22 protein-coding genes and 2 tRNA genes are annotated in these 26,068 nt (G+C 63.3%); 14 read left to right on the top strand and 10 right to left on the bottom strand.

Annotation, left to right across the window (positions count from 1 at the left end; genetic code table 11):
• Nucleotides 1-7: 7 nt before the first annotated feature.
• On the bottom strand, nucleotides 8-193 hold the full coding sequence (locus tag FJ423_RS07600; protein WP_127245653.1) for a DUF3606 domain-containing protein: 186 nt from the start codon (nucleotides 191-193) through the stop codon (nucleotides 8-10).
• Between the two features lie 121 nt (nucleotides 194-314).
• Between FJ423_RS07600 and FJ423_RS07595 the strand changes: the two genes are divergently transcribed.
• Nucleotides 315-1,193 carry an RNA ligase family protein gene (locus FJ423_RS07595; protein WP_140840494.1) on the top strand — a complete coding sequence of 293 codons (879 nt, stop codon included), beginning with the start codon at nucleotides 315-317 and terminating at the stop codon, nucleotides 1,191-1,193.
• Nucleotides 1,194-1,698: 505 nt separating this feature from the next.
• Here FJ423_RS07595 and FJ423_RS07590 read toward each other — a convergent pair.
• Together FJ423_RS07590 and FJ423_RS07585 are read right to left on the bottom strand one after the other, a co-directional pair.
• A complete protein-coding gene (locus FJ423_RS07590) occupies nucleotides 1,699-2,016 on the bottom strand; it encodes a hypothetical protein (protein WP_140840493.1) in 318 nt (105 codons plus the stop codon).
• 16 nt (nucleotides 2,017-2,032) lie between these two features.
• Entirely contained in the window at nucleotides 2,033-2,272 is a 240-nt protein-coding gene (locus tag FJ423_RS07585; RefSeq protein ID WP_140840492.1) for a hypothetical protein, read from the bottom strand.
• 413 nt (nucleotides 2,273-2,685) lie between these two features.
• On the opposite strand from FJ423_RS07585, the gene FJ423_RS07580 reads away from it, so the two are divergent.
• A complete protein-coding gene (locus FJ423_RS07580) occupies nucleotides 2,686-2,865 on the top strand; it encodes a hypothetical protein (RefSeq protein WP_140840491.1) in 180 nt (59 codons plus the stop codon).
• A gap of 55 nt (nucleotides 2,866-2,920) precedes the next feature.
• On the opposite strand, the gene FJ423_RS07575 is transcribed toward FJ423_RS07580, so the two are convergent.
• From FJ423_RS07575 to FJ423_RS07565, 3 genes are all read right to left on the bottom strand, one after another.
• Nucleotides 2,921-3,625, bottom strand: coding sequence for a hypothetical protein (locus FJ423_RS07575; RefSeq protein WP_140840490.1), 705 nt, complete (start codon nucleotides 3,623-3,625; stop codon nucleotides 2,921-2,923).
• 283 nt (nucleotides 3,626-3,908) lie between these two features.
• On the bottom strand, nucleotides 3,909-5,261 hold the full coding sequence (locus tag FJ423_RS07570) for a tyrosine-type recombinase/integrase (protein WP_140840489.1): 1,353 nt from the start codon (nucleotides 5,259-5,261) through the stop codon (nucleotides 3,909-3,911).
• Between the two features lie 87 nt (nucleotides 5,262-5,348).
• Nucleotides 5,349-5,423: transfer RNA gene (locus FJ423_RS07565), tRNA-Asn, on the bottom strand.
• Nucleotides 5,424-5,631: 208 nt separating this feature from the next.
• On the opposite strand from FJ423_RS07565, the gene FJ423_RS07560 reads away from it, so the two are divergent.
• The 9 genes from FJ423_RS07560 (at nucleotide 5,632) to FJ423_RS07520 (ending at nucleotide 16,969) form a co-directional block, all read left to right on the top strand.
• Nucleotides 5,632-5,892: a hypothetical protein gene (locus FJ423_RS07560; RefSeq protein ID WP_095765002.1), complete on the top strand. Its 261-nt coding sequence runs from the start codon at nucleotides 5,632-5,634 to the stop codon at nucleotides 5,890-5,892.
• A 163-nt stretch (nucleotides 5,893-6,055) separates the two neighbouring features.
• A tRNA-Cys gene (locus FJ423_RS07555) sits at nucleotides 6,056-6,129 on the top strand.
• Between the two features lie 92 nt (nucleotides 6,130-6,221).
• Entirely contained in the window at nucleotides 6,222-6,896 is a 675-nt protein-coding gene (locus FJ423_RS07550; protein WP_140840488.1) for a protein-L-isoaspartate O-methyltransferase, read from the top strand.
• 186 nt (nucleotides 6,897-7,082) lie between these two features.
• The gene (locus FJ423_RS07545) at nucleotides 7,083-8,465 is read left to right on the top strand and encodes a TolC family outer membrane protein (RefSeq protein WP_140840487.1); all 1,383 of its coding nucleotides are present in this window, start codon (nucleotides 7,083-7,085) and stop codon (nucleotides 8,463-8,465) included.
• Nucleotides 8,466-8,744: 279 nt separating this feature from the next.
• Nucleotides 8,745-9,542 carry a PopZ family protein gene (locus tag FJ423_RS07540; protein WP_140840486.1) on the top strand — a complete coding sequence of 266 codons (798 nt, stop codon included), beginning with the start codon at nucleotides 8,745-8,747 and terminating at the stop codon, nucleotides 9,540-9,542.
• Nucleotides 9,543-9,751: 209 nt separating this feature from the next.
• On the top strand, nucleotides 9,752-12,535 hold the full coding sequence (locus FJ423_RS07535; protein WP_140840485.1) for a valine--tRNA ligase: 2,784 nt from the start codon (nucleotides 9,752-9,754) through the stop codon (nucleotides 12,533-12,535).
• A 361-nt stretch (nucleotides 12,536-12,896) separates the two neighbouring features.
• On the top strand, nucleotides 12,897-14,138 hold the full coding sequence (locus FJ423_RS07530; RefSeq protein ID WP_140840484.1) for an OmpP1/FadL family transporter: 1,242 nt from the start codon (nucleotides 12,897-12,899) through the stop codon (nucleotides 14,136-14,138).
• Nucleotides 14,139-14,430: 292 nt separating this feature from the next.
• Complete coding sequence (ilvD, locus tag FJ423_RS07525) at nucleotides 14,431-16,155, top strand: dihydroxy-acid dehydratase (RefSeq protein ID WP_140840483.1); 1,725 nt, start codon at nucleotides 14,431-14,433, stop codon at nucleotides 16,153-16,155.
• Nucleotides 16,142-16,969 carry a tetratricopeptide repeat protein gene (locus FJ423_RS07520; RefSeq protein ID WP_095765008.1) on the top strand — a complete coding sequence of 276 codons (828 nt, stop codon included), beginning with the start codon at nucleotides 16,142-16,144 and terminating at the stop codon, nucleotides 16,967-16,969. The genes ilvD and FJ423_RS07520 overlap by 14 nt, the downstream gene beginning before the upstream one ends.
• Nucleotides 16,970-17,291: 322 nt before the next feature.
• Here FJ423_RS07520 and FJ423_RS07515 read toward each other — a convergent pair whose 3' ends face one another.
• The 4 genes from FJ423_RS07515 to erpA all read right to left on the bottom strand — a co-directional run bounded on the left by FJ423_RS07515 (nucleotide 17,292) and on the right by erpA (nucleotide 19,203).
• The gene (locus FJ423_RS07515; protein WP_095765009.1) at nucleotides 17,292-17,585 is read right to left on the bottom strand and encodes a hypothetical protein; all 294 of its coding nucleotides are present in this window, start codon (nucleotides 17,583-17,585) and stop codon (nucleotides 17,292-17,294) included.
• A 71-nt stretch (nucleotides 17,586-17,656) separates the two neighbouring features.
• Nucleotides 17,657-18,451, bottom strand: coding sequence for an exodeoxyribonuclease III (gene xth, locus FJ423_RS07510; RefSeq protein ID WP_140840482.1), 795 nt, complete (start codon nucleotides 18,449-18,451; stop codon nucleotides 17,657-17,659).
• Between the two features lie 7 nt (nucleotides 18,452-18,458).
• Complete coding sequence (locus FJ423_RS07505) at nucleotides 18,459-18,851, bottom strand: VOC family protein (RefSeq protein ID WP_140840480.1); 393 nt, start codon at nucleotides 18,849-18,851, stop codon at nucleotides 18,459-18,461.
• Between the two features lie 4 nt (nucleotides 18,852-18,855).
• On the bottom strand, nucleotides 18,856-19,203 hold the full coding sequence (gene erpA / locus FJ423_RS07500; protein ID WP_042644753.1) for an iron-sulfur cluster insertion protein ErpA: 348 nt from the start codon (nucleotides 19,201-19,203) through the stop codon (nucleotides 18,856-18,858).
• 70 nt (nucleotides 19,204-19,273) lie between these two features.
• On the opposite strand from erpA, the gene FJ423_RS07495 reads away from it, so the two are divergent.
• The 3 genes from FJ423_RS07495 to FJ423_RS07485 all read left to right on the top strand — a co-directional run bounded on the left by FJ423_RS07495 (nucleotide 19,274) and on the right by FJ423_RS07485 (nucleotide 25,962).
• The gene (locus FJ423_RS07495) at nucleotides 19,274-20,503 is read left to right on the top strand and encodes a deoxyguanosinetriphosphate triphosphohydrolase (RefSeq protein WP_140840478.1); all 1,230 of its coding nucleotides are present in this window, start codon (nucleotides 19,274-19,276) and stop codon (nucleotides 20,501-20,503) included.
• Between the two features lie 61 nt (nucleotides 20,504-20,564).
• Nucleotides 20,565-22,322, top strand: coding sequence for an arginine--tRNA ligase (gene argS, locus FJ423_RS07490; protein WP_140840476.1), 1,758 nt, complete (start codon nucleotides 20,565-20,567; stop codon nucleotides 22,320-22,322).
• 103 nt (nucleotides 22,323-22,425) lie between these two features.
• Nucleotides 22,426-25,962: an SPOR domain-containing protein gene (locus FJ423_RS07485; RefSeq protein ID WP_140840474.1), complete on the top strand. Its 3,537-nt coding sequence runs from the start codon at nucleotides 22,426-22,428 to the stop codon at nucleotides 25,960-25,962.
• Nucleotides 25,963-26,068 lie beyond the last annotated feature (106 nt).

The raw sequence follows: 26,068 nt of genomic DNA, 5'->3' as shown, positions 1-26,068 counted from the left end.
AGCTTGGTCATCCTCTAAGCTTGTCGGCCTCGCGTTCCAGCGTCTTGCGGTCGTTGCCGTGCTGCTTGATCAACTCGCGCACCTGTTGGACCGTCAGGCCCACCTTGTTGGCGAAGTGTCGGACTTCGTAGTCTTCTTCTGCTGACACTCGGTCTCGGTCGCGGCCCCCACGCTTGCTCTTGTCGTCTGCCATGCTCGTTCCTCCTTGGCCAAAGAGAACAGCGGCCAAGCTGGATTGTTCCATAAGCGCCAGCTAACGGAACGCTTACGGCTGTGCGATATTGAATAAAATTCGAGTGTCGCGTGGAGTGCCTATGCGTAAGCCTGCCGGCCACGTTCGGCTGTCATTCATCCGCCCTATGGAGCCCGAGTTGGTCGAACAGCCGCCCAAGGGTGGCGAATGGAGCCATGAGGTCAAGTTCGACGGCTACCGGACCCAAGTCATCAAGGACGCTGACGGCATCCGCTTCCACACCAAGAACGGCTTCGACTGGACGGCCAAGTACCGGCCGCTTGCCGACGAGGCGAAGGCGATTGAGGCCGAGAGCTTCATCATCGAGGGTGAGACAATCGTCACCAACGAGGCCGGACTTTCGGACTTCCATGCCTTGCGCTCCGCCATCACCAAGCGTGCGCAAGACCTCTACCTCGTGGCCTTCGACCTTCTGCACCTCAACGGCCACGATCTACGCGACATGCCGCTGAAGGACAGGCGCGAAATCTTGCAAGCAGTGATCCCGGCTGGCGGCCATATCCAGTTCAGCGAGGCACTGCCTGGCACTGGCGGGGCTGTCTACCATCTCGCCTGTGAGGCCGGTCTTGAGGGCATCGTGTCGAAGCGCCTCGACAGCCTTTACCGCAGCGGCTCGACCATGAACTGGCGCAAGATCAAATGCTACGTCGAGAAGGAGATGGAAATCATCGGCGTGAAGCGCGAGACCGGAAAGCCGGCCATGGTGCTCATGGCTGATAAAGGCCACTACATGGGTGGTGCCTTCGTGACCTTCAAAGCCGACAAGCGGCAGGCCCTATGGGACCGCGTACAAGGGAGGGCTGGCGCACCCCCGCCGAAAGGGCTCGCCAAAGAGAAGGCCGAGTGGCTCAAGCCGGGTCTGGTGGGGCGGGTCAAGTTCCTGAAGGGCGAGGAAAAGCTGCGCCATGCGTCGCTGAAGGCCTTTCGGCAGATGAACTAGAGAATGCATCGCCCGACCTATGCGGCGGCCGATGCGACCTCCAGCCTGATGATTAGTGATGTCTAATGTGATATGCAGGCTGCGAGGGGATTTTGATGACGCAGTCGAAGCGCTATTTCGCGTTGGCTTGGCTTGCGCTACTCGGCAATGCCGAGGCCCACGAATGGTATAGCGGTAAGACAGACCCAGTTCTTCACTACGACTGCTGTGGAGGCAAAGACTGCCATCCTATTGATCCAAGCTATGTCAGGATGACAAGGGACGGTTATTTCGTGAGGATGCCGCGTCCCAGCTACCTGAACGAACCACAGGAGACGGAGTGGTTCATTCCCAGAGACCGTGTCCAGACCTCGCCGGATGACCAATATCATATTTGCGAGCGCCTGATGACGTTCTATCGGACACTGACCCCGCACATGAGTTACGAGACTTATCACAGGTTTCGATGGACGTGCTTTTTCGCCCCACCCGGCACAGGTTCAATCGGGCCAAGATAGTCGAACATTCACATCGCATCGGCCGGCGCGAAGAAGCAGTTTTCGTCTTCTTCCGTCGGATGCAGGCAGATGTGGAAGCTGTCATCCCCCGAGGGGATTACGACATCGTACGGCACGAAGTAGCGGTTCTGATGCGTGACTTTGTGATGGTCGCCTGGGCGCAGAATAATCACATAGCCATCTGGCCGGGGCGTCACGGTGGTGCTGGGAATTTTCCCGCAGTCGCCAGTGACCGGATCGCCGTGGCAGCAAGCGCGTGGATAGCCCCAATTTTCATCCGGGCCGTGGGCTAACGCAGCGCCTCCCTCAAGTATGGATGAGGGCACTTATCTGACGATCCAGTCATTTTCCAGCCCGGATCATCGCCCGTGCAATAGCCAGCTCGGCCTCGACCCTGGCGTTTTCCTTCTGGGTCATGTTGTCCGCAGCGATCAGGCGGCGAAGCGACCGCATCACCTCGCCTCGCTGCCACCCAGCCTCTCGCATGCAATCCACGATGGCCTGGAAACCGGGCTCCATCGCCTCCTGACAGTCAACCTCGCGGTCTAGGTAATCGCGCTTATAGCGTGGTGCGCTGATCATGCGTTGCCTTCCACCGTCCTGTCCTCGTCCAACGCGGCGGAACCGGCAGAAAGGAATTTGCCACAAGCCAGTCGCCGACGATGGTTCGTATGAGGTCCGCCCTCGTGGCGCTGAGGTTCGGACAGTAGTTTGTACCGCCTCGACCCTCGAAGCCTCTCAAACGGCTCCACAGGACATAAAGCAGAGCCTATCGGCGTTTGCTGGCGGCCCCGACGTTGTAGCGGGGGAGCTTCGAGGAGACCCTTGAACCCCGGTAAACCTCGCCAAGAACGGGTTCGCTCGTTCGGCCACGGCTTCGGTGCTCCCGATGGACAGCGCCTTGCTCATGACCCCGATAGTGGCCGCAGTTCGGGTCCGCTCGGGCCAGCGGCGCGCCGCAGGATGCTTTGTTCGGGGCTCCGGTCCTCGACCAAGTGAGCAAGGCGCAAACGTTCGCGAAAGGTGCGGCCAATGCGGCCCTGACGGGGGAGGACATGAGCCAGGCACAGGCGCGGGCCGGCTGGAGCGCCTTCATGCCGCTTGGCAACTTCCTGCCGTTCTCGGCGCTGTTCAGTCACATGATTGAGAGCTTACCGGAGAAGGTGCAGCGGTAGGAACACGAAGGAATACGAAGCCCCCGGCTACATCGGCCGGGGGGGGGCCGTTATTCTAGGCTAGGCCCAGTGCGGTGCGGACCGCCGGCGAATTGACCGAAGCGCCAGATGCGAACTGGGCAAAGGACTTCTCGAGTTCGGCGAAGGGGCCACGGACCGCCGCGAGCTGCGCTTCGGCTTGCTTCCGAAGTGAGGCCATCTCGTCCAGAATTCCTTGGCCGGGTGCGAAGGCTCGGCGTCTGGCCTCCTCGAACTCACGAAACGTGGTTGCCGCGTGATCTCGAACACCGTCAAAACGGGCTCCGTATTTTGCAAGGTCACCCTGTATGGCCTGCCACAACGCGCCGTATTTTCCAAAGTCTCCCCGGACGGCATCTAAGGCCCTTCGAGCGTCCGCAGCGGCTTGGTCCAAGACCGACGAGGTCAACGGGCTCATCACACCAAGATGCCGTTGTAGCCCGTCAGGTATCCCCACATAGTTCAGATGGCTTGACCTCGGTGTGGCGGTCCACGCTGTTGCCCTCTTATGTGCGGCTGCGAGATGCGCCTCACCCTCTGCCTTCCACTTTTCCTGCAATCGGTGAACCATAGCCTCCGGGCTCGCGGCCTCCCAATCGCTGCGAGCGGCCATAACCCGCCTAATTGCGGTAGTCTTCCTCATCTTCGGCGTCCGGATCATGAGGTCTGCCATGTCGGCCAAGAATGGCCCATCCTTCTTGCCGGTGCCCTCGGGACGGCCACGGCCACGTTTCTCGGTCATCGCTGTTTCCTTTCGGTAAGATGACATGACCCAAGGATAGGTGATTTGCGTGTCTGTGCCAGCGAGATGAAATTGCCATCCCAACTTTTTGGCGAGGCTAAATCACGGCCGAAAGTGTTTCAGCGAGAATAAATCAGAGGTCACCCATTTATTCTCGCTCTTGCACTGTGGGTGGCGCGTTGTCCGGTGCGGTCCATAAAGCGCCGTTCAGGGTGGGCCGGTACATTCTGCCACCGGGACCCGTGAAGCGACTGAAACAGCCCAACGGGACATGGGAAAGGGCCTATTTGCGCTTGTCCTCGATACCCAGGGCCGCCTTGAGTGCCCGCTGGGCCACCTCAAGCATCGCTTCCTGCCCGCGTCCATACTTCTCTCCCTCACTCCCCGACGAGTGACCAAGCACAATGTCTTGGTCCGCCTTGGAGACGCCAGCCAGCCGAAGCCTGTCTTTCATAAGGTGGCGAAGGGAGTGAGTGGTCACCTTGGGATCAGTGACGACTGCCCGGACGTGCTTACCAAGGGCAGCAGAAGCCGAGGATGCCCCATTAGGCCGACCGTAGGCAGGGAACAGCATCGCCGCATTGCCGGCCGCCGTAACAGCCGCCTTGGCCGCGTCGAGTGCATTGCCGATTAACGGGACATTGCGCCGGGAAACGGCGTTCTTAATGCGCCTGTCGTCGTGCCATTCGACCGTTATGTGAGGGATTGCATGGTCCAGGTGAACGTCCGAGACACGCAATCCGGCAACCTCGGCCAGCCGGCACCCGGTTCCCTCCAGCATTTGCCAAATCCGCTGGAGAGCAGGATTGGCGAGGAACAGGATGCGGGCGGTCGTGTCCTTGAGCTCGTCGGCCGTGAAAGGGCGGCGCTTGTCCCTGTCGGGCTCGGCTTTGTCCTTTGTGTCGGCTTCCAGGTACATGAACGGGTTAGCTACACCGGCCAGATCAAATTCTCGAATGGCATGATTGATGACGGCGCGGACGACGTTCAAATATCGGTCCACGGACGACGCCTTGCGCCCGTCGCGCATATGGTCGCGGACTTCTTTGGCATCTTCCCGCTTGATGCTTGCCAACGTTCGATCACTCTGGAGCGCCTCGCTCACCAACTTGAAGACGCGATCTAGCTCCAGCGTCTTCTTAGTGTCGTCCCCCACCTTCTCCTTCAGGTAGAGTTTTCTTGCGTCTTCGATTGTGGGGGCAGGGCGGGACAGCTTGCCGCCGCTGGACAGGATAGCCACGGCTCGGCCCTCTACATCGTCGGTCTCGCCATGTGCCCCTAAGTGGCTCTCGCGGATCACATCGGCGGCCTCGGGGTCACTGCCGGGAAGCATACGGCCACCGACCATGACGGTCATGCCTGCAAGCTCTTGCGCCCGGCGCTCTGCCATCCGATGGACCTCCAAGGGCGTTTCGGCAGGCAGGCCCGCGCTGTTCCGCCGCCGAGCTTCGGCCACCAGTCGGTCAAAATCGCCATTCACCTTGGGGTAGTTGCGGAGAGCCTCTCGCTTGGTGTCTCCGAGGTGCCGCTTGAACTCGTTCTGTCGGAGGAGCGGCGCTAAGTCGCGGGGGAGCCTTCTGCGGTAGTGCCAAGTGCCGGCTTTAGTCTGGATGACGTACTTCAATACAAGCCCCATTGTGGACCTCCGGTGTACCGGAATGTGGACCGCTGGGAAAGGCTTGGCCTTGAAAACGTTGAGAAATAAGCCGTTCCGTGTGGAACTTGGCTCCCCGGGCCGGATTCGAACCAGCGACCAACCGGTTAACAGCCGGTTGCTCTACCACTGAGCTACCGGGGAACGGAGGCTCTGACGTGAGTGGCGCAGCCTATAGCAAACACCTTTCGGCTTTGCAAAGAAGCATTTCGCAATTTTTCTCCAGTTTTTGATGCGGCTATTTGTGCCATCGTCCGGCGCGCCCACATATGAAGGGCTTCACACCGGCGCGGAACAAGGCGGCTGGTTGTCGTCTTGATATGGCTTAGGCAGCAGATGGGATTTGGCTTGAATGACCGCAGCGGATGATGACAACGCCCCGGCGCGGAAGATTTCGATCTTCGGCCGCGAGTTCACCATGCCGCGCTCGCGCGGCTGGCGAATCGCGATCGGCATGCTGCTTACGCTCGGCGGGCTTCTGGGCTTTCTGCCGATACTCGGTTTCTGGATGATTCCGCTCGGTCTCCTGGTTCTATCCTATGAATTCGCGATGATCCGACGCCACCGGCGGCGTTTCGTCGTCTGGTGGGAACGCCGGCGGCGGCCCGACTGAGAGCACGGGGCGGCCTCCGCCGCAGTGATTCCGGACCCATGAAACCGATTGGTAATCACCACTTTGGCGCTCGATGCGAAAGCGCCGGGAATGACGCGCGAGCGCTTGACGACCTTTGAGCGCCAACATAATGAGTTCGCTCGGAACGCCGGGAGCATTGCGAGGCCTCGTGGCGGAGTGGTTACGCAGAGGACTGCAAATCCTTGCACCCCGGTTCGATTCCGGGCGAGGCCTCCAGATGCTTGCGGGCTCCAGCGCAATCGCGCCGGAGCGGGGTTCCGGTTGAAGTTTTGGCCGCGCGCCTGGCGCGGGGAGCGGATTGTTGGGACATGAACGCTGATTTCTCCGAACGCCGCGTGAAGATGGTCGACGGCCAGATCCGCACCACGGACGTGACCAGCGCGCCGCTCATCGAAGCGATGCTGAGCGTTCCGCGCGAGGCCTTTGTCGGCGCCGGACAGCAGGATCTGGCCTATATCGATGAAGACATCCGCATTTCCGACGGCGCCGATGGCAGCGGCGCACGCTACCTGATGGAGCCGTCGCCGCTCGCCAAGCTTTTGCAGCTGGCCGAGATCGACGCGAGCGATTCGGTGCTCGATGTCGGTTGCGGCACCGGCTATTCCGCCGCGTTGCTGTCCAGGCTCGCGCGTTCCGTCGTCGCGCTGGAGAGCGATGCAGCGCTGGCGGAGGCCGCGAAATCAACACTTTCCCGCCTTGGCTGCCAAAACGTCACGGTCGTTACCGGGCCGCTGCCGCAAGGGCAGGCCGCCAAAGGCCCCTACAACGTCATCTTCATCGGCGGCAGCGTCGAGGAAGTGCCGCAGGCATTGCTTGACCAGCTCGCGGAAGATGGACGCCTGGTTGCGGTCGAAGGGCGTGGCAACTCTGGCGTGGCCCGGCTGTTTGTCAAGGCAGGGGGGGTTGTAACCGGAAGGCGTGCCTTTAATGCGGCAATTAAGCCACTACCGGGCTTCGAACGTGCTCACGCATTTGAATTCTGAGCGTTTTTGCCTTGCAGCGAAGGCGCTGTCATGATCGCTTGCGCCTGACAATCGTTGCTGATTTGGTTAACCGGGTGTTTTTGGGAGGCCGTCAGCGGGGGAACGATAAACAACGCGGCGCTGGCCGATCCGTAAGGGTAGGTTGGCGTGGCGTGGTTCCCATGCAAAACGAATGAGGGATATAACGTGCCGCCTCTACGCAAGAGTATTTTAGTAGCTATCCTTGTTTCGGCCACCGCGCTTTCGCCGCTGGCCGCCTCCGCCGAAACCATCACGGGCGCGCTCGCCAAAGCCTATCAGTACAATTCGCAGCTCAACGCGGCCCGCGCCGGCGTTCGCGTCACCGATGAGGGCGTGGCCATCGCCAAGTCGGGCTGGCGCCCGACCGTCACCGGTTCGGCTAACATCGACTACACCAGCACCCACGCACAGGGCTCCACCCAGAACATCACCACGGGCAACTTCGGCATACAGATCAACCAGACGCTGTTCGACGGGTTTCAGACCAGGAACAATGTCGCTGCCGCCGAATCGCAGGTGAAGGCCTCGGTCGAAAGCCTGCGCAACACCGAAGAGAACATCCTGTTCAACGCGGCCAGCGCCTATATGGACGTGATTCGCGACCGCCAGGTCGCGGCGTTGACCGAGCAGAACCTGCAGTTCCTGAGCGAGCAGGCGCGCGCCGCCCGCTCGCGCTTCGAGGTCGGCGAGGGCACCCGCACCGACGTGGCCCAGGCCGATGCCTCGCGCGCGACGGCCGTGGCGCAGCTGAGCGCCGCCCGCGCGACGGCGCTGGCGAGCGCCGCCACCTATCACCAGATCGTCGGCGACGAGCCGGGCAAGCTCAAGCCAGCCTCGCCGCTGGGCAAGCTGCTGCCGGGTAGTGTCGATTCGGCCTTGGCCATCGCTTCCGCCGAACATCCCGCCATTCTTGCCACACAGCATCTCGTCGATGCCGCGGCTTTTGCGGTGAAGTCGTCGGAAGGCGCGCTGCTGCCGCAGGTGACGGCCTCGGCCGGCATTTCGGACAATTACAGCCACTCCTCTCCCGCTTCGATCACTCGCCCTAACGGCAGCTCGACCTCGGCCAATATCGGCGCGACGCTGACCATTCCGATCTATTCGGGCGGCCGGACCTCGGCGGTTGTGCGGCAGAACAAGGAGTCGCTTTCGGAAGCACGCATCCAGATCGACGTCACCCGCGATCAGGTGCGCCAGGCTCTGGTCACGGCATGGACGCAATACACCGCGGCGCGCGAAACGGTAGCTGCCAACAGGCAGGTGATCGATGCCGCGCAGCTGGCGCTCAACGGCGTCATCGAAGAGCGCAATGTCGGCCAGCGCACGACGCTGGACGTGTTGAACGCGCAGAACGCAGTCATCACCGCCAAGATCAACCAGGCCAGTTCCGAGCGCGACGTGGTGGTGGCGAGCTATGCCATTCTCCAGGCTATGGGCCGGTTGTCGGTGGATCGGCTGGGCCTGGCGGTCACCAAATACAGGCCGGAAGAGCATTACAACGCCGTCAAGGACAAGTGGTTCGGACTGCGCACGCCCGACGGGCGCTGATTGCCGACAGCATGCTTCCTGCAAACGCCGCGTGTCCGATGGATGCGCGGCGTTTGTCTTTCCGGGAGGCTCATCGGGCTGCGCGCCGCCTAATCTGTTGAAATCCAACGTGTCCCCAGATTGGGGATTCTCGGATGACGATCGGTCGGTTACGCTGTTTCCATTGATTCGAATTCCGGCCCGGGCAGGACGGAATTCTTGGGCGGGTCAAGTTCTTGAACGGTCGGTTCTGGAACAGGTCAAGTTCTTGGACAGGTCACTAGGGCGGCGGATGTGACGATGGCGACGGCAAGCAGCGCGCAGCGCGAACCTTCCATGGAAGAGATACTGGCTTCCATCCGAAGGATCATCGAAGACAGCGACACCGGGCGCAAGCAACCGGCCGAGGCCGGCGAGCTGCGCCAGGATCTGGAGCCGGCCGCGGCTGGCGCGCCCGCTGTCGAGGTTGATGCCTTTCGTTCCGAATTGCATGCCGACGTCCGCAAGCCGCCGACGCTGGCGGAGGTCCAGGCGCAGCTTGCGGCGACCGATCCGGTGCTGCCGCGCGCCGCCCGCGCCGAGCCGGTGAAGACTGCGCCTACGGCTGCGCCGACAGTTGAGCTTGAGAGCGCTGCGCCGGGCGCGCAGGCGGCCGCAGGCAAGCCAGCCGCGGCAAATGCGCCGCAGACGGCCGAGACCATTGTCGCCGACTGGCGGCGCGAAATAGCGGCGGTCGGCGGCAGCACGGTCACCGCGAGACCGGCCATCCGGGCCCCGGAAGCCGCGCCGAAGGCCGAGGTCGAGAAGGAAGAGCCGGCGTTCGAAGATTCCGCGCCTGTAGGCGCGTCCAGGGCCTCCGAACCGGAGGCGCAGCCGGCCCGGCCCGCTATCCTTTCCGAGCATACGGGCCGGCAGGTCGCAGCGGCCTTTGGCGAGCTTTCCGATGCTTTTGCCAGCCGCGGCAAGAAAAGCTTCGATGAGATGGCCGAGGAGATGTTGCGGCCGATGCTGCAGGATTGGCTCGACAACAACCTGCCGACGCTGGTCGAAAGGCTGGTACGCGAGGAGATCGAGCGCGTGGCGCGCGGGGCGCAGTAACCGCAGCAACATGCAGGCTGACAAGCGCCGTCCTGGACGGCGCTTTTGTTTAAGGTGCCTGGATGAACGCGTCTGTCCTGGCTTTAGCCGGCATTGCCGCTGGCCGCGGCAGACCTATGTGTGGGAGCGATCGCTGCGCTCGCGGTTGACTCGGCCAAGACCTTCCGATTTACACCGGACGCTTGTTCCCGACAGTTCGGACCTCCTCCATGCTTGATAAGACCTACGACGCCAAAGCCGTCGAGCCGAAGATCGCCAAAATCTGGGAAGAGGCAGACGCCTTCCGGGCCGGCGCCGGCGCGGAGGAAGGGGCCGAAGCCTTCACCATCGTCATCCCGCCGCCGAACGTCACCGGCTCGCTGCATATGGGCCATGCGCTCAACAACACGCTGCAGGACATTCTGGTGCGCTTCGAGCGCATGCGCGGCAAGAACGTGCTCTGGCAGCCCGGCATGGATCACGCCGGCATCGCCACGCAGATGGTGGTCGAGCGTCAGCTCATGGAAAAGCAGATCCACCGCCGCGATCTGACGCGCGAAGAGTTCATCGAGAAGGTTTGGGAGTGGAAGGCCGAATCCGGCGGCGCGATCTTCAACCAGCTGAAGCGGCTCGGCGCCTCGGCCGACTGGTCGCGCGAACGCTTCACCATGGACGAAGGCCTGTCCAAGGCCGTGCTCGAAGTCTTCGTCACCCTCTACAAGGAAGGCCTTATCTACAAGGACAAGCGCCTTGTGAACTGGGACCCGAAGCTGCTCACCGCCATTTCCGACCTCGAGGTCGAGCAGCACGAGGTGAACGGCAATCTCTGGCACTTCCGCTATCCGATCGACGGCGAGGCGTTCGACCCTGAGAACCCGAAGACCTTCATCACGGTCGCCACGACGCGTCCCGAGACGATGCTCGGCGACACGGCCGTGGCCGTGCATCCCGATGACAAGCGCTTCTCCGGTCTGGTCGGCCGCAACGTCGTGCTGCCGATCGTCGGCCGCAAGATACCGATCGTCGCCGACGAATATTCCGATCCGGAAAAAGGCTCCGGCGCGGTCAAGATCACGCCGGCGCATGACTTCAACGACTTCGAGGTCGGCAAGCGCCACAAGCTGCCGGCGATCAACATCCTGACGGTCGAAGCGGCCATCAAGCTGAAGGACAATGAGGACTTCCTGGCCGGCCTAGAGGTCACGCCGGAGCGCCAGGCGGTATGGGACGAGCTGGATGGGCTCGACCGCTTCACTGCCCGCAAGAAGATCGTCGAGCTGATGGAGGCCGGCGGCTTCCTCGACAAGATCGAGCCGCACCGGCACACCGTGCCGCATGGCGACCGCGGCGGCGTACCGATCGAGCCGTTCCTGACCGACCAGTGGTACGTGAACGCCGCCGAGCTCGCCAAGCCGGCGATCGCTTCGGTGCGCGAGGGCCGAACCAACTTCGTGCCGAAGAATTGGGAAAAGACCTATTTCGACTGGATGGAGAACATCCAGCCCTGGTGCATCTCGCGCCAGCTCTGGTGGGGTCACCAGATCCCGGCCTGGTACGGACCGGACGGGCACGTCTTCGTCGAGAAGACCGAGGAAGAGGCGCTCGCTGCGGCAATCGAATATTACCTGGCGCTGGAAGGGCCGTGGAAGGCCTGGGTCGAGGATAAGCTCGAGAACTTCCAGCCCGGCGAGATCCTGACCCGCGACGAGGACGTGCTCGACACCTGGTTCTCGTCGGCGCTGTGGCCGTTCTCGACGCTCGGCTGGCCCGACCAGACGCCGGAGCTCAAGACCTATTACCAGACCGACGTGCTGGTGACCGGCTTCGACATCATCTTCTTCTGGGTCGCCCGCATGATGATGATGGGCCTGCACTTCATGGACGAGGAGCCGTTCCACACCGTCTATGTACACGCGCTGGTGCGCGACAAGAACGGGCAGAAGATGTCGAAGTCGAAAGGCAACGTCATCGATCCGCTCGACCTGATCGACGAATATGGCGCCGATGCGCTGCGCTTCACGCTGACCGTCATGGCGGCGCAAGGCCGCGACGTGAAGCTCGATCCGGCGCGCATCGCCGGCTACCGCAATTTCGGCACCAAGCTGTGGAACGCGACGCGCTTCGCCGAGATGAACGACGTCGCGCGTAACGACGAGTTCTGGCTGAACGACGCCAAGCTGCCGGTCAACCGCTGGATCCTGACCGAGCTGACGCGGGCGGCGCGCGCCGTCACTGAAGGCATCACCAGCTATCGTTTCAATGAGGCGGCGGGCGCTGCCTACCGCTTTGTCTGGAATCTGTTCTGCGACTGGTACCTGGAACTGTTGAAGCCGGTGTTCATGGGCACGGACGAGGCGGCCAAGGCCGAGAGCCGGGCCTGCGTCGCCTTCGTGCTGGACGAAATCTACAAGCTCCTGCATCCGATGATGCCGTTCATGACCGAGGAGCTTTGGGCGCAGACCGCCGGCGAGGGCAAGGAGCGCTCGTCGCTGCTTTGCCACGCCGCATGGCCGTCGCCCGACTTCGAGGACGAGCAGGCCGCCGCCGACATCAACTGGCTGGTCGATCTCGTCTCGGGCGTCCGCTCAGTGCGCTCGGAGATGAATGTGCCGCCGGCGGCAATCGCGCCGCTGACGGTGATCGGCGCCAACACGCTGACGCAGGAGCGGCTGGAGCGCCACGCGCAGGCGATCAAGCGGCTGGCGCGTGTCGGCGATATCGCGCTCGCCGATGCGCCGCCGCAAGGTTCGGCGCAGATCGTGATCAACGAGGCGACGGTAAGCCTGCCGCTCGGCAGCCTGATCGATCTCCAGGCCGAGGCCGCGCGGCTGCAGAAGGAACTGGCGAAGGTCACCGAGGAGATCGCCCGCCTGCACAAGAAGCTTTCGAATGAAAAGTTCGTCGCCAACGCGCCGGAAGAAGTGGTCGAGGCAGAGCGCGAGAAACTCGCCGAATATCGCGAGGCGCAGGAGAAGCTTTCGGTGGCTTTGACCAGGGTGCGCGACGCCGGCTGAACGGCAAGATTCGCCGCCGCTCCGAAGGCGCTTTCCGATACGTTAGCTGCCTCGAAGATGCGGCTGCCGCTACGTTAATTTTGACGTAAACGGAAAGTTTGCGCCCCATTGTTGCCATAATGTAACAATGAGGGCTGTCAGCCCCAAAACCGGCTGTTTTTGCCCCGTTTTTGGCAGTTTCCCCGGATTTTTTCGATCCTTTGACGCCGGTTCGCGCGACTTAGGCGCCGATTGCGGCGTCGATGACCATGGCAAAAATAGGTGCTGTCAAGATGTACATGTACAGCTCCTGAAATCGTTGTTGCGTCGTTAACCCGAATTGGTTCTAGCTTGAGCCACTTGTATTTGGGGAGGGATTTCCATGAACATTTTGCGGGTCAAAGCGCTGCTGGGGGCAGGGTGCTTTTCGATCGCTTTGATTGGCGCCGCGATGCATCCCGCGCATGCCGGCGGCCTCGAACGCGGCGGCTACGACATCGATCTGCTGTTCGATCCGGCGCCGGTCGCGACGGAAGCGGAAGCCACATATGTGATGCCGGATCGCAAGTACAAAAATGCACTTGGTCCAGGCGGTGCTCCGCTAGGCCCGGGCTTTAGCTCGACGGCGGACGGGGCGGAGCCTTATTGGGTGCCGCGCATCGGGGTCAAAGCCCAGGTTGTTCAGGGTGTCGACTGCATGTTTGACTACTCGCAGCCTTGGGGCGCCCATACCGCGCCGGGTAGTAACTGGAACGGCGCGGTTTCGAACATTGAAACCGACATCAAGAGCGACAATTACGCCGCGACCTGCTCGTACAAGTTTGACGCGGGAAAAGGCCAGCTTCGCTTCCTCGGTGGTGTGTTCTACCAGAAGGTCTACGGCTTCAAGGAAGGCTTAACGAACATCGGCTTCGGCCCAATGGTCGGGCGTGTTGACCTTGACAGCAGCGGTTGGGGGTGGCGCGCGGGTATCGCGTATGAAATCCCGGATATCGCGTTGCGCGCCAGCCTCGTTTACAATTCGCAGGTGAAGCTCGACAACATTTCTGGCACCTTGGACATCGGTGGCGTCGTCTCCACCCCGATCTACGCTCCAACCCAGTCCATGCCGGACACGCTCGAGTTCAAACTGCAGTCGGGTATCGCGCCCGGTTGGCTCGCTTTCGGTTCGGTCAAATGGGTGAATTGGAGCGTTCTCCAGATCGTCCCGATTTGTACCGATCAATCGAAGGCGCTCGGTGCGGCATGTAACAGCGGCGTGACGAACCCGGCTGTCAGGCCGACTTCGCTTGACCTGATGTATCGTGACGGGTGGACCGTTTCCGGCGGTATCGGCCACAAGTTCAATGATGAATGGAGTGCCGCTGGTCAGCTCACTTGGGATCGCGGCACCTCACATGGCTATGGTGTCCAAACCGATACCTGGACGCTCGGCGGCGGCGTCGCCTATACGCCTCAGCCAAACGTCGAGCTTCGCTTGGCCGGTGCCATCGGCGTCATGACCAGCGGCCACTCTGGAACACTCACCGACGAGAATGGCTATACCGCAGGCGAAGACGCTACATATGACGTCGGTAACGATCTGGTCACGGCGATTTCGGGCGGAATCAAGATCAAGTTCTAAGTTGCTGAAAATGCAATAAAAAAGGCCGGGCAATGTCCGGCCTTTTTCGTTGCGTGAATGCCACGATGGCTTCGCCCTCCGGCACGCTGTTGCAGATCCACTGCACCACCAGCCCCCGATACGATTGTGACGTTTCAGCAACAGTTTATGAACAACCCCTGCTGTAGAAGTCAGAGAGAGGGGAACTGCCCATTTCCCGCCATAAACCCGGAGCACCCGAGATATGTCCCGGGATGCGTGCCAGGTTGGCTCGGCGATGGGACCGGCCGCGGGGTGTGCGGCAAGGACGATGATGGACGCCAAGGCAATCTCCAAGGCCAAGCTGCCCAGCCGCTACGTGACCGAAGGTCCGGCGCGGGCGCCGCATCGTTCGTATCTTTATGCCATGGGCCTGTCGGCGGCCGAGATCGCGCAGCCTTTGGTCGGCGTCGCCAGTTGCTGGAACGAGGCTGCCCCCTGCAACATCTCGCTGATGCGCCAGGCGCAAGTGGTGAAGAAGGGTGTTGCGGCCGCCAACGGCACGCCGCGCGAGTTCTGCACCATCACTGTCACCGACGGCATCGCCATGGGCCACCAGGGCATGAAGTCGTCGCTGGTGTCGCGCGAGGTCATCGCCGATTCGGTCGAGCTCACCATGCGTGGCCATTGCTACGATGCGCTGGTCGGGCTCGCCGGCTGCGACAAGTCGCTGCCCGGCATGATGATGGCGATGGTGCGCCTCAACGTGCCGTCGATCTTCATCTATGGCGGCTCGATCCTGCCCGGCAGCTATCGCGGCCGGCAGATCACCGTGCAGGACGTGTTCGAGGCGGTCGGCCAGCATTCGGTCGGATCGATCAGCGACGCCGAATTGCTCGAGATCGAGCAGGCGGCCTGTCCTTCGGCCGGTTCCTGCGGCGCCCAGTTCACCGCCAACACCATGGCGACCGTTGCTGAAGCCATCGGCCTTGCGCTGCCCTATTCCTGCGGCGCGCCGGCCCCATACGAGATGCGCGACCGCTTCAATTTCGCCTCGGGCGAAAAGGTCATGGAGCTGATCGCCAGGAACATCCGGCCGCGCGACATCGTCACGCGCAAGGCGCTGGAGAACGCGGCGACCGTGGTGTCGGCCACCGGCGGCTCGACCAACGCGGCGCTGCACCTGCCGGCGATCGCGCATGAGGCCGGCATCAAGTTCGACCTGTTCGACGTGGCGGCGATCTTCGAGAAGACGCCCTATATCGCCGACCTCAAGCCGGGCGGCAAATATGTCGCCAAGGATATGTTCGAGGCCGGCGGCATTCCGCTTCTGATGAAGACGCTGCTCGACCACGGCTATCTGCATGGCGACTGCTTGACGGTCACTGGCCGCACTTTGGCCGAAAATATGGAGCACGTTTCCTGGAATGAAAGCCAGGATGTTGTGCGTCCCGCCAATCGGCCAATCACCAAGACAGGCGGCGTTGTGGGCTTGAAGGGCAACCTTGCCCCCGAAGGCGCGATCGTGAAGGTCGCGGGCATGTCGGAACTGAAATTCTCCGGTCCGGCGCGCTGCTTCGATTCGGAAGAAGAGTGCTTCGAGGCGGTCACGCAACGCAACTACCGGGAAGGCGAGGTTCTCGTCATCCGCTACGAGGGGCCGCGCGGCGGTCCGGGCATGCGCGAGATGCTGTCGACGACGGCTGCGCTCTACGGCCAGGGCATGGGCGGCAAGGTGGCGCTGATCACCGACGGGCGCTTCTCCGGCGCCACGCGCGGCTTCTGCATCGGCCATGTCGGGCCGGAAGCGGCGGTCGGCGGGCCGATCGGGCTGATCCAGGACGGCGACGTGATCTCGATCGACGCCGTGCAAGGCACGATCGAGGTGGCCTTGTCGGACGCCGAACTGGCGACCCGGGCAAAGAATTGGAAGGCGCGCGAGACCGACTATCAGTCCGGCGCGATCTGGAAATATGCGCAGGCCGTAGGGTCGGCCCGCGACGGCGCGGTGACCCATCCGGGCGCCGCCAAAGAAACGCACTGCTATGCGGACATCTGAGGTGTTGAGGTCGTCTGTCTTTTCGGCACTGGTCGCTCTGGCGACCTTGGGCGCCGTCGGGCAGGCCATGGCCTTCGACGACAAGGTGTTCGACGACAAGACCGGCGTGAAGCCACAGTCGAGCCCCTGGGCGGTGTTCCAGTTCGGGTTCTCCGCCTACAAGAGCGGCCATAAGGATCAGGCGGTCGAAGCCTATAAATACGCCGCCGAGAACGGCCAGATCGGCGCCACCTGGAAGCTTGCGCGCATGTATGCCGAAGGCGACGGCGTGACGCGCGACGATTACGCCGCTTTCAAGTTCTTCTCGGAAATCGTCGATCAGGATGTCGAGCCCGGCTCGCCGGAAGAAAGCTATGTGTCGGACGCGCTGGTGGCGCTCGGCGACTATCTTCGCAAGGGCATTCCCGGCACCCCGGTCGAGGAAAACGACGTCGCGGCGCAGGAATATTACATGCGCGCCGCCGCCAACTACCGCAACCCGAACGCCCAGTTCGAGATCGGCCAGATGTTCCTCAAGGGCGAGGGCGGTGTGAAAGCCAGCGTCAAGCAGGCAGGCCGCTGGCTGCAACTCGCGGCCGAGAAGGGCCATGCCGGCGCGCAGGCGACGCTCGGCAATCTACTGTTCCAGAGCGGCAAGGTCGTGCGCGGCCTGGCGATGATGACGGCGGCGCTGGCGCGGGCTCCGGCGGCCGACCAGCCCTGGATCCGCAACATGCAGGAAGAGGCTTTCGCCGCGGCCGGCGAGGCCGATCGCAGGACCGCGATCTCGCTCGCCGACGATATCCTGACCAAGGGCAACAACGGCGACCAGTAAGCGCAGGTTGGCGATAGCGTGCATGGCAGCTTGGCGCATGCATTGTCTAATGTAGCGCTGGTCGACCCCCACTCCGTCTCGGCTTCGCCGAGCCACCTCTCCCCCGATCGACGGGGCAGAGGAAAGACGCCAAGCCTTTGGCCGTCAATGCTCGTCCAGCAAGGCTCCCTTCCTTTCCCTCCGGAGGGGGGAAAGGTGGCGCTGCGAAGCAGCGACGGATTGGGGGAACCACGTGGCAATCAAGCCTCAGGTCGATCAGTCACGCCAGTCACAGAAGATGTGTGCATAGCGTAACCTGGATGGTGGGGAGATCAACGAAGCCTCAATTCTCGGTCGGCTCCGTCGGCGTCTGGCCGGGCGTCGGGGTCGAAAGCGATGTCGGGTGCGGCTTTGGCGCTTCGCCCGGACATTCGTCCTTGATCCTGGTCCAGGACGTGTTGTTGAGAACCATGTCGCAGCGGGCGAGGTAACTCTCGCCGGCCAGCGTCAGGCACGCTGTCTCGCCGACGTTGAAGGATTTGCCGTTGGCAAGACAGGTTGGCGCCGCCAGCAACGGCGCCGGCGCGGCAAGCGCCAAGGCAAGGCCGGCTGGCCAGAAAAGAAATCGGATCGCCATTCAACCCCCACAGCAAGCCGCATCAAAGACGGGATTTGTGGCGATACTGGGTCAGGGTGCCTGGCAACGTCTCAGGCGGGCTGCAGGCTGAGGTCGATGGCGACCGGCACGTGGTCGGACGGCTTTTCCCAGGCGCGGACGTGCTTTTCCACAGAGGCCGACGAGAAGCGGTTGGCGGCTTCGGGCGAGAGCAGCAGGTGGTCGATGCGGATGCCGTTGTTTTTCTGCCAGGCGCCGGCCTGATAATCCCAGAAGGTGTAGACGCCGGCCGAGTCGGTCACGGCGCGCACCGCTTCGGTGAAGCCGAGATTCTTCAGCCGGCGAAAGGCCTGCCTCGTCTGTGGCTGGAACAGCGCGTCGCCCAGCCAGTTCTCGGGAAACCGGGCATCGGCGGGTTCGGGAATGACGTTGTAGTCACCGGCCAGCACCAGCGCTTCCTCGATCCGCAGCCGCTCCTGCGCCCAACGCTCCAGCCGCGCCATCCAGGCGAGCTTGTAGGAAAACTTCCGTTCATCGTCGACCGGATTGCCGTTGGGCAGATAGAGCGAAGCGACGCGCAAGGCGCCCTGGTTGGTGGAAAAAACGCCTTCGATGAAGCGGGCATGATCATCCGCGTCGTCGCCCGGCAGGCCGCGATTGACCTCGTCGAAGGGAAGCTTCGACAGAAGAGCGACGCCATTAAAACTCTTCTGGCCGTTGGTCTCGACATTGTAGCCCAGCGCCTCGATCTCGGCGCGCGGGAACTGGTCGTCGACAGTCTTGATCTCCTGCAGGCACACGATGTCCGGCGCGCTTTCGGTCAGCCAATGGGTGAGGTTGCCGATGCGGGCGCGAACGCCGTTGATGTTCCAGGTGACGATCTTCATGAGGACCTCAATGCTCTTCGGGCGGCAGGCGTTCGACGAGGCCGATCGTATTGCCTGCGGGGTCCTTTAGAAAGGCCATCCATTCGCTTTCCCCCGCCGGGCCGAACCGCCCCTCGGTGTCGCGGTGGACGAGCGTCGGCGGCGCGGTGAAGGGAATGCCCGCGGCTTTCGCCTCGGCGTGGAAGGCTTCGAGGCCGGTGATGTCGAAATAGACGGTGCCGGCCGGAACGCCGTCGGTGAAGAGGAGGCGCACATCACCGGCCAGTATGAACGCGATGCCGGGCGGATCGTAGCGAGCGTGCACATTCAGACCAAGCACGTCACGCCAGAAAGCAAGCGTCGCATCGAGATCGCGGCCAGCCGAGAGCGCGACCTGACGGACCGCGCCGATGGCAGGCATCGGACTATATGGAAAAGCTCGTGCCGCAGCCGCAGGAGGCGACCGCGTTCGGGTTCCTGATCTGGAAGGACTGGCCCATCAGATCGTCGACGAAGTCGATCACTGAGCCGCCCATATAGACCAGCGATAGGTCGTCGATCAGGATGGTTGCGCCGTCCTTCTCGATGGCGACATCGTCATCGTTGCGGTCGCCTACCAAATCGAACTTGTAGGAAAAGCCGGAGCAGCCGCCGCCTTCGACGGAAACGCGCAGCGCCGTCTTGCCCGGTTCGCCGGAAACAATCCTGGCGATCCGCTTCGCCGCGGCATCGGTCATCTCGACCTTCATGGCAGTCTTGGCATCCGCGCCCATCGGCGTCACCTTGCTTTCGGTTTCACATGATAGGTATGAAGCGGGCGGGGCCAAGTCAACTGGTGGATCAATGGACGAGCGGCAGGGCAAGGATGCTCTCGGCGACATCGGGTTCGGCGACCGGCCGCGCGCCGTCTATGCGAGCGATCCGGCGCGCTCGCGCGGCCGCCTGTTCGACGAGCCGGAAAGCTCGACCCGCACACCGTTCCAGCGCGACCGCGACCGCATCATCCATTCCACCGCCTTTCGCCGGCTGAAGCACAAGACGCAGGTGTTCGTCGCGCATGAGGGCGACCACTACCGCACGCGGCTGACGCATTCGATCGAGGTGGCGCAGATCGCCCGCGCGCTGGCACGGGCCTTGCGCGGCGACGAGGATCTCGCCGAAGCCGTGGCGCTGGTGCATGATTTCGGCCATACGCCCTTCGGCCATACGGGCGAGGACGCGCTCAACGAGAAGATGGCGACCTGGGGCGGCTTCGATCACAACGCCCAGTCGCTGCGTATCGTGACGCGGCTCGAGCGGCGCTATGCCGAATTCGACGGGCTGAACCTCACCTGGGAAACGTTGGAGGGGCTGGTCAAGCACAATGGCCCGCTGACCGACGCGAGCGGGAAGGGGCTCAAGGGCCCGGTGCCGCAGGCGATCCGCGACTATTCGGAGCTGCACGACCTCGAGCTCGACCGTTTCGCCGGCATCGAGGCGCAGTGTGCGGCGATCGCCGACGACATTGCCTACAACGCCCATGACATCGACGACGGCTTGCGCGCCGGGCTGCTGACGCTGGATATGCTTGGAGAGGTCGGTCTGCCCGGCTCGATCCTGGACAGCGTGCGTGCCAAATATCCTCAGCTCGACGATGTTCGCACCGGCCACGAGCTGATGCGCCGGCAGATCACGCTGATGGTCGAGGATGTCATCGCATCGACCATCGCCAATATCGAGCGGCTCAAGCCGGACAGCGCCGATGCGGTACGAGCGGCCGGCGAGACCCTGGTGACCTTCTCGGCCAGCATGGCGGCGGCCGAAAAGGAATTGAAGGCCTTTCTCTACAAGCATCTCTACCGGCATGCGGAGGTTATGCGGGTGCGGGCCGATGCCGAACAGATCGTGCGCGAGCTGTTCGACGTCTATTTCGCCGATCCGCGCGCTATGCCCGACGGCTGGCGCGAAGGGCTCGACCGGGCCGAGGACCGCATCAAGGCGCGCAGCGTCGCCGACTTCCTGGCCGGCATGACCGACACCTATGCGCTCAAGGAACATCGGCGTCTGTTTGACCATACGCCCGATTTGAGCTAGGGCGAGCCTCGATTTTGCCGGCCATCGAGCCGGTCGCCTCTTAAAGCCCAGAGCACTTCCGATGAATATCTTCGCCGATTTCAACGCGCGGATCATAAAAGCCGTCGAAGCCCTTGACCTGAAAGACAAGGATGGAGCCGCGCCCGACCTGTCGCGTGTCGCGGTCGAGCCGCCGCGTGACGCCAGCCATGGCGACCTCGCGACCAATGCGGCGATGGTGCTGGCCAAACCCACCGGACAGAACCCGCGCGCGCTTGCCGAGAAACTGGCCGAAGCGCTGCGGGGCGACGCTGATATTGCCTCGGCCGAGATCGCCGGGCCGGGCTTCGTCAATCTCAGGCTGAAGGACGCATTCTGGCACACGCACCTGGCGGCGTTGCTCGGCGAGGGGCGCAATTATGGCCGCTCGACCGTCGGCGGCGGCCGCAAGGCCAATGTCGAATATGTCTCGGCCAACCCGACCGGCCCCATGCATGTTGGCCACTGCCGCGGCGCCGTGGTCGGCGATGCTTTGGCCAATCTGATGGCCTTCGCCGGCTACGACGTGACTAAGGAATACGTCATCAATGACGCCGGTTCGCAGATCGACGTGCTCGGCCGCTCGGCGTTGCTGCGCTATCGCGAGGCGCTCGGCGACGATATCGGCGAGATCCCGCCCGGTCTTTATCCGGGCGACTATCTGGTCCCCGTCGGCCAGGCGCTGGCCGAGGAATTCGGCCGCGGCCTGCTGCAGATGCCGGAAGAGGAGGCGCTGGCGATCGTCAAGGACCGCACCGTCGATGCGATGATGGCGATGATCCGCGAGGACCTGGCGCTGCTCAACGTGCATCACGACGTGTTCTTCTCCGAGCGCACGCTGCATGCAGAGAACGCCAAGAAGATCCGGGCGGCGATCGCCGACCTGACGCTGAAGGGCCACATCTACAAAGGCAAGCTGCCGCCGCCCAAGGGCGAGAAGCCGGACGACTGGGAAGACCGCGAGCAGACGCTGTTCCGCTCGACCGCGGTCGGCGACGACATGGACCGGGCCTTGGCCAAGTCGGACGGCTCCTTCACCTATTTCGCCGCCGACGTCGCCTATCTCAAGGACAAGGTCGATCGCGGCTTCGTCGACCTGATCTATGTGCTCGGCGCCGACCATGGCGGCTATGTGAAGCGGCTCGAGGCGCTGGCGCGCGCGGTTGCCGGCGATGCCGTCAAGCTCACCGTGCTGCTTTGCCAACTTGTAAAACTGTTCCGCGACGGCGAGCCTGTCCGCATGTCGAAACGGTCCGGCGATTTCATCACGCTGCGCGAGGTCGTGGAAGAGGTCGGCCGCGACCCGATCCGCTTCATGATGCTTTACCGCAAGAACGACGCGCCGCTCGATTTCGACTTCGCCAAGGTCACCGAGCAGTCGAAGGACAATCCGGTGTTCTACGTGCAGTACGCGTCGGCGCGCTGTCATTCCGTTTTCAGGCAGGCGAGCGAGCAGCTCGGCGAGGCGAACTTCGATCGCAACCGGCTCGCGGCCTCGGTGGCTGCGCTGGGCGACGAGGGCGAGATCGCGCTGATCCGGAAGCTGGCCGAATTTCCCCGGCTGATCGAATCCGCGGCGCTTTCGCTGGAGCCGCACCGGCTAGCATTCTACCTCTACGATCTGGCTTCCGGCTTCCATGCACAGTGGAATCGCGGCAACGACAACCAGGACTTACGTTTTGTTAAGGTTAACGACCGAGAATCAACTTATGCCAGACTAGGGCTGGTGCAGGCTGTTTCGGATGTTTTGACTTCCGGCTTGACGCTTATCGGGGCAGACGCGCCCATCGAAATGCGTTAGGTTTAACTAAAAAACCTGTCACCTTTTGCCCACATTGCGCTGGTAAGGGCCAACCCTGCGCGACGTCCATGGCGTCCGACTGTGTGCGAGTTCGGGAACAATAATGGCAGACAGAACCCCGCTGAAAGTAGCCGACCACAACGACATCGCCGACGATGATCCGTTCGCTGAACTGACCCGGATCATGGGTTTCGATCCGCGCCAGCCGGTGCGGCAGCCGGCCCCCGCGGCCGAAAAGGCCAATCAGGCCGTGGAGGCTGACGATTTCGACATCGACCTCGAGAAGGAGTTGATGGGCGAGTTCGACACCGTCGAGGAAAGCGCGCCGGTCGCTCAGCAGGCTGCACTGCATCAGATCAGCAAAGAGCCGGCCTTCGAGGCTGCCAGCGCCGCCGCGAATGACGACGAGCTTACCGCTTCCTTCGAGCAGGATTTCGTATTCGACGACGCGGCGGATTATGCCGACTTCGCTGTGGCCCGTGCGCCGGATCCGGATTTTGCGCCGCAGCCGCAGGCGGCGCCCGAACCGGAAGTCGCGCCAGAGGCGCATTTTGGATCTGAGGCGCATTTCGCGCCGGTGCCAGAAGAAGCTTCCGAGCCGGAAGTCGCGTTCGACGACAATTTCGACAAGGCGGTCGCCAGTTCGCTCGATGTCTCGCCGGTCGAAGATGATCTTGCGATCGACCGGGAAATGGCGGCTTCGCTGGACCAGGATTTCCAGCTCGACCATCACGAGCCTGCCAACCTCGACCATCACGAGCCTGCCAACCTCGACGATCAAGAGCTCGCCAACCTCGACGATCAAGAGCCGGCTGACGCGCGTCAGGACGCCGTCGAGGCCATGCAGGCCGCAAGCGAGGCGGCGTTCGACGCCGATTTCGACAACGCGGTCCAGATGTCGCTCGAAGACGAGCTGTCGTTTGAGAGCCAGGAGCCGGAGCAGCATGCGCAGGCCGCCGAGCCGGTCGAAGCTCACGCAGCCGCCCCGCTGATTTCCGAGGACGATTTTGCCGGTCATTTCGATCAGGCGATGACCGATGTCGATATCAATCTCGGCCAGGATATGGATCTCGGCCAGGGTCAGGATCTTCAAGAGCCTGAGCTGTCGCTTGACGACGAGTCTGCGCCGACTGTCGAGGCGCCGGCCGAGACGGCCACCGCCGAGCCGGAGCTCGCCGCGCCCGAACCTGCCGCCGCGCTGACCCTCGATGACGATTTCGAGTTGAGCTTTCGCGATGCGTTGAACGAGGAGCCGCAAGCTCCGGCCGTCGAGCCTGTTGCCGCGTTGCAGCCGACCGTCGCCGAGGCGGCTCCCGCCGTCGCCGCTCCGGTTCCGCCGAGCGCCGCCGTTGAGCCCGTGAAGCCGGCCGCCAGCGAGCGCAGCCTGGAAGACGAGCTCAATGCGCTGCTTGGCGCCATGACCGCGCGGCCGATGCCGGCTGTCAGGGAGCCTGCTCCCACGCCACGGCTGGTTGCGCAACCTGCGAGCCACGAAAGCGAGAAGGCCGAGACCGACGATCTCGACTGGAATCTCGACGAGCAGCAGCCGTCGCAGAGCGGCCAGGGCGGTCAGCCGGTCGAAAGCGACCTGGACGACCTGCTCGCCAGCGAGCTCGATCACCAGGATTTCGCAACCTCGGCCAAGGCAGAGCCCGCGGTCGATTTTGATGACGACGAATTCGGCGCCGCTTTCGCCCGGAGTATCGAAGCCGAGCAGGAGGCCGCCCGGGCGAGGGCAAATTCGTCCGATTGGCTGCATTCGACGAACGCCGAGCCGGCAAGGTCGTGGAGTCGCTCGACCCCGACCGCCGCTCCGCCGGTGCAGGTTTCGTTTGCTGCGCAGCCGGCAGCCTCGACGGCGGTGCAGATGACCGCGCATTCAGCGCCAATGCAGGTGGCGGCGCCGGCCTACCGCAGCGAACCGGCTACGGATTATTCCGCCTACGCCAAGCCGGCGCAGGCGCCTGTGCCTCCACAACACCCCCACGAGCATGGTGACATGCCCGACGTCGAGACGGTCGACGTGCCGGAGCGCGTGGTCGCGCTCGCGGACGACCTCGACATTCCGGAGCTCAGCTTCGAAGAGGACCAGCCGGCGGCACCCGCATATGACGATCTCGATGCGGAATTCGCCAGCTTGCTCACCGACATGAACGCGACGGAGATCGCGTCGGCGCCGACACAGAGCCGCAGCTATGACGACGAATCCTATAATGCCGGCTTCAATGGCTATGATCGTCGCGACTTGCGTGCCGAGGCTCCGGCGGCTCCGGTGACCCCGGCTGCGCTTGCCGCCGCGAATGATTACGATGCCGATGATTTGCCCGGCAGCCGGCCGGTTTCGCAGGCGGACGAATTCGCTGCCGATGAGCTCGACTATGATCCCGAGCTCGAAGAAGCGATGGCGATCCCCGGGCTTGCCGAGCGCGAAGCGGCGCAGCCGCGCAGGCGCGGCGTGATGATCGCGGCGCTCGTCGGCGCAGTGGTGGTTTTCGGCGGCCTTGGCGCGCTGGCCTTCTCCTTCGGCGGCAAAGGCGGCAGCGCGGCCCCGGTGATCGTCAAGGCCGACAATTCGCCGATCAAGGTGAAGCCGGAAAATCCGGGCGGCACGGTGGTGCCGAACCAGGACAACAAGGTTTACGACGCGGTCGCCAAGGGCGGCGGCGCGGCCAAGCCGGCCGAGCCGGTGCAGCAGAAGCTGGTGAACACCACCGAGCAGCCCGTGGATCTGGCATCGAAGGAACCGCCGCAGAGCCGTGTGGTCGACCTTTCGCCCAACGACAATGGCGCCGCGGCCGGCACTGACGCCGCCGGCGATCCAGGCACAGCATTGCCCGGCGTCGAGCAAGCGGCTGTGCCCGCAAGCACGCAACCTGCCGCGCCCGCAAGCGCGCAGCCTACCGCGCCGGCAAGCGCGCAGCCGGCGGCACCGGCGCCGAAGTCGGAAGACCGCATCGCCCAGGTGCTGCAGCAGGATGCCGAGAACACCGCCAACAACGATGTCGTCGCCGTCGCGCCGCGCAAGGTGAAGACGATGATGGTGAAACCCGACGGCTCGCTGGTGCCGCGCGAGGACCCGGCTCCAGCCGCTGCGCCGAAGGTCGCCGCGGCCGAACCGAGCGATCCGGCGCCGCAACATGTCGCGCCGGCCTCCGACGGCCAGCAGACGGGAACCGTGGCTTCCGACGCGGGCCAGGCCGTTACGGACCAGGCCGATGCGCCGGCCGTCAAGCCGGTGAAACCCGCGAAGAAGACTGAAGCCAAGGCGCAGTCGGCCAACACGCCGGCAGTGGCGCCGGTGGCGCCGGCGCGTCCGTCCGACCAGCCGGTCGATATCGTCGGCGAGGTCAAGCCGGACCAGGTCGCTTCGATCGATCCGGCGGCGGCCGCCGGCGGCGGCTCGTGGTCGATGCAGATCGCATCGCAGCCGACGGTCGAAAGCGCGCAGTCGACCTATCAGGACCTGCAGCGCCGCTATGGCGGCGTGCTGTCCGGCCGCACGGCCAACATCGTCAAGGCCGAGGTCGCGGGCAAGGGTACCTTCTACCGCGTCCGCGTTGCGGCCCAGTCGCGCAACGATGCGATCAGCCTTTGCACCAGCTACAAGGCGGCCGGCGGCAACTGCTTCGTATCGCGCTGATTAAATCAAGCCTATCAAAGCCGGCGCCGCCGAAAGGCCGCGCCGGCTTTTCGTTGTGGACGGTTGCGGGCTTTGGCTGGTCCGAGGGCAGGGGTGATTCCCTTTG

The organism is Mesorhizobium sp. B2-8-9 (assembly GCF_006439475.1).
Taxonomy (GTDB): domain Bacteria; phylum Pseudomonadota; class Alphaproteobacteria; order Rhizobiales; family Rhizobiaceae; genus Mesorhizobium.
Note: the sequence above shows the minus strand (reverse complement) of the source record. Positions and strands in the feature narration are given on the sequence as shown.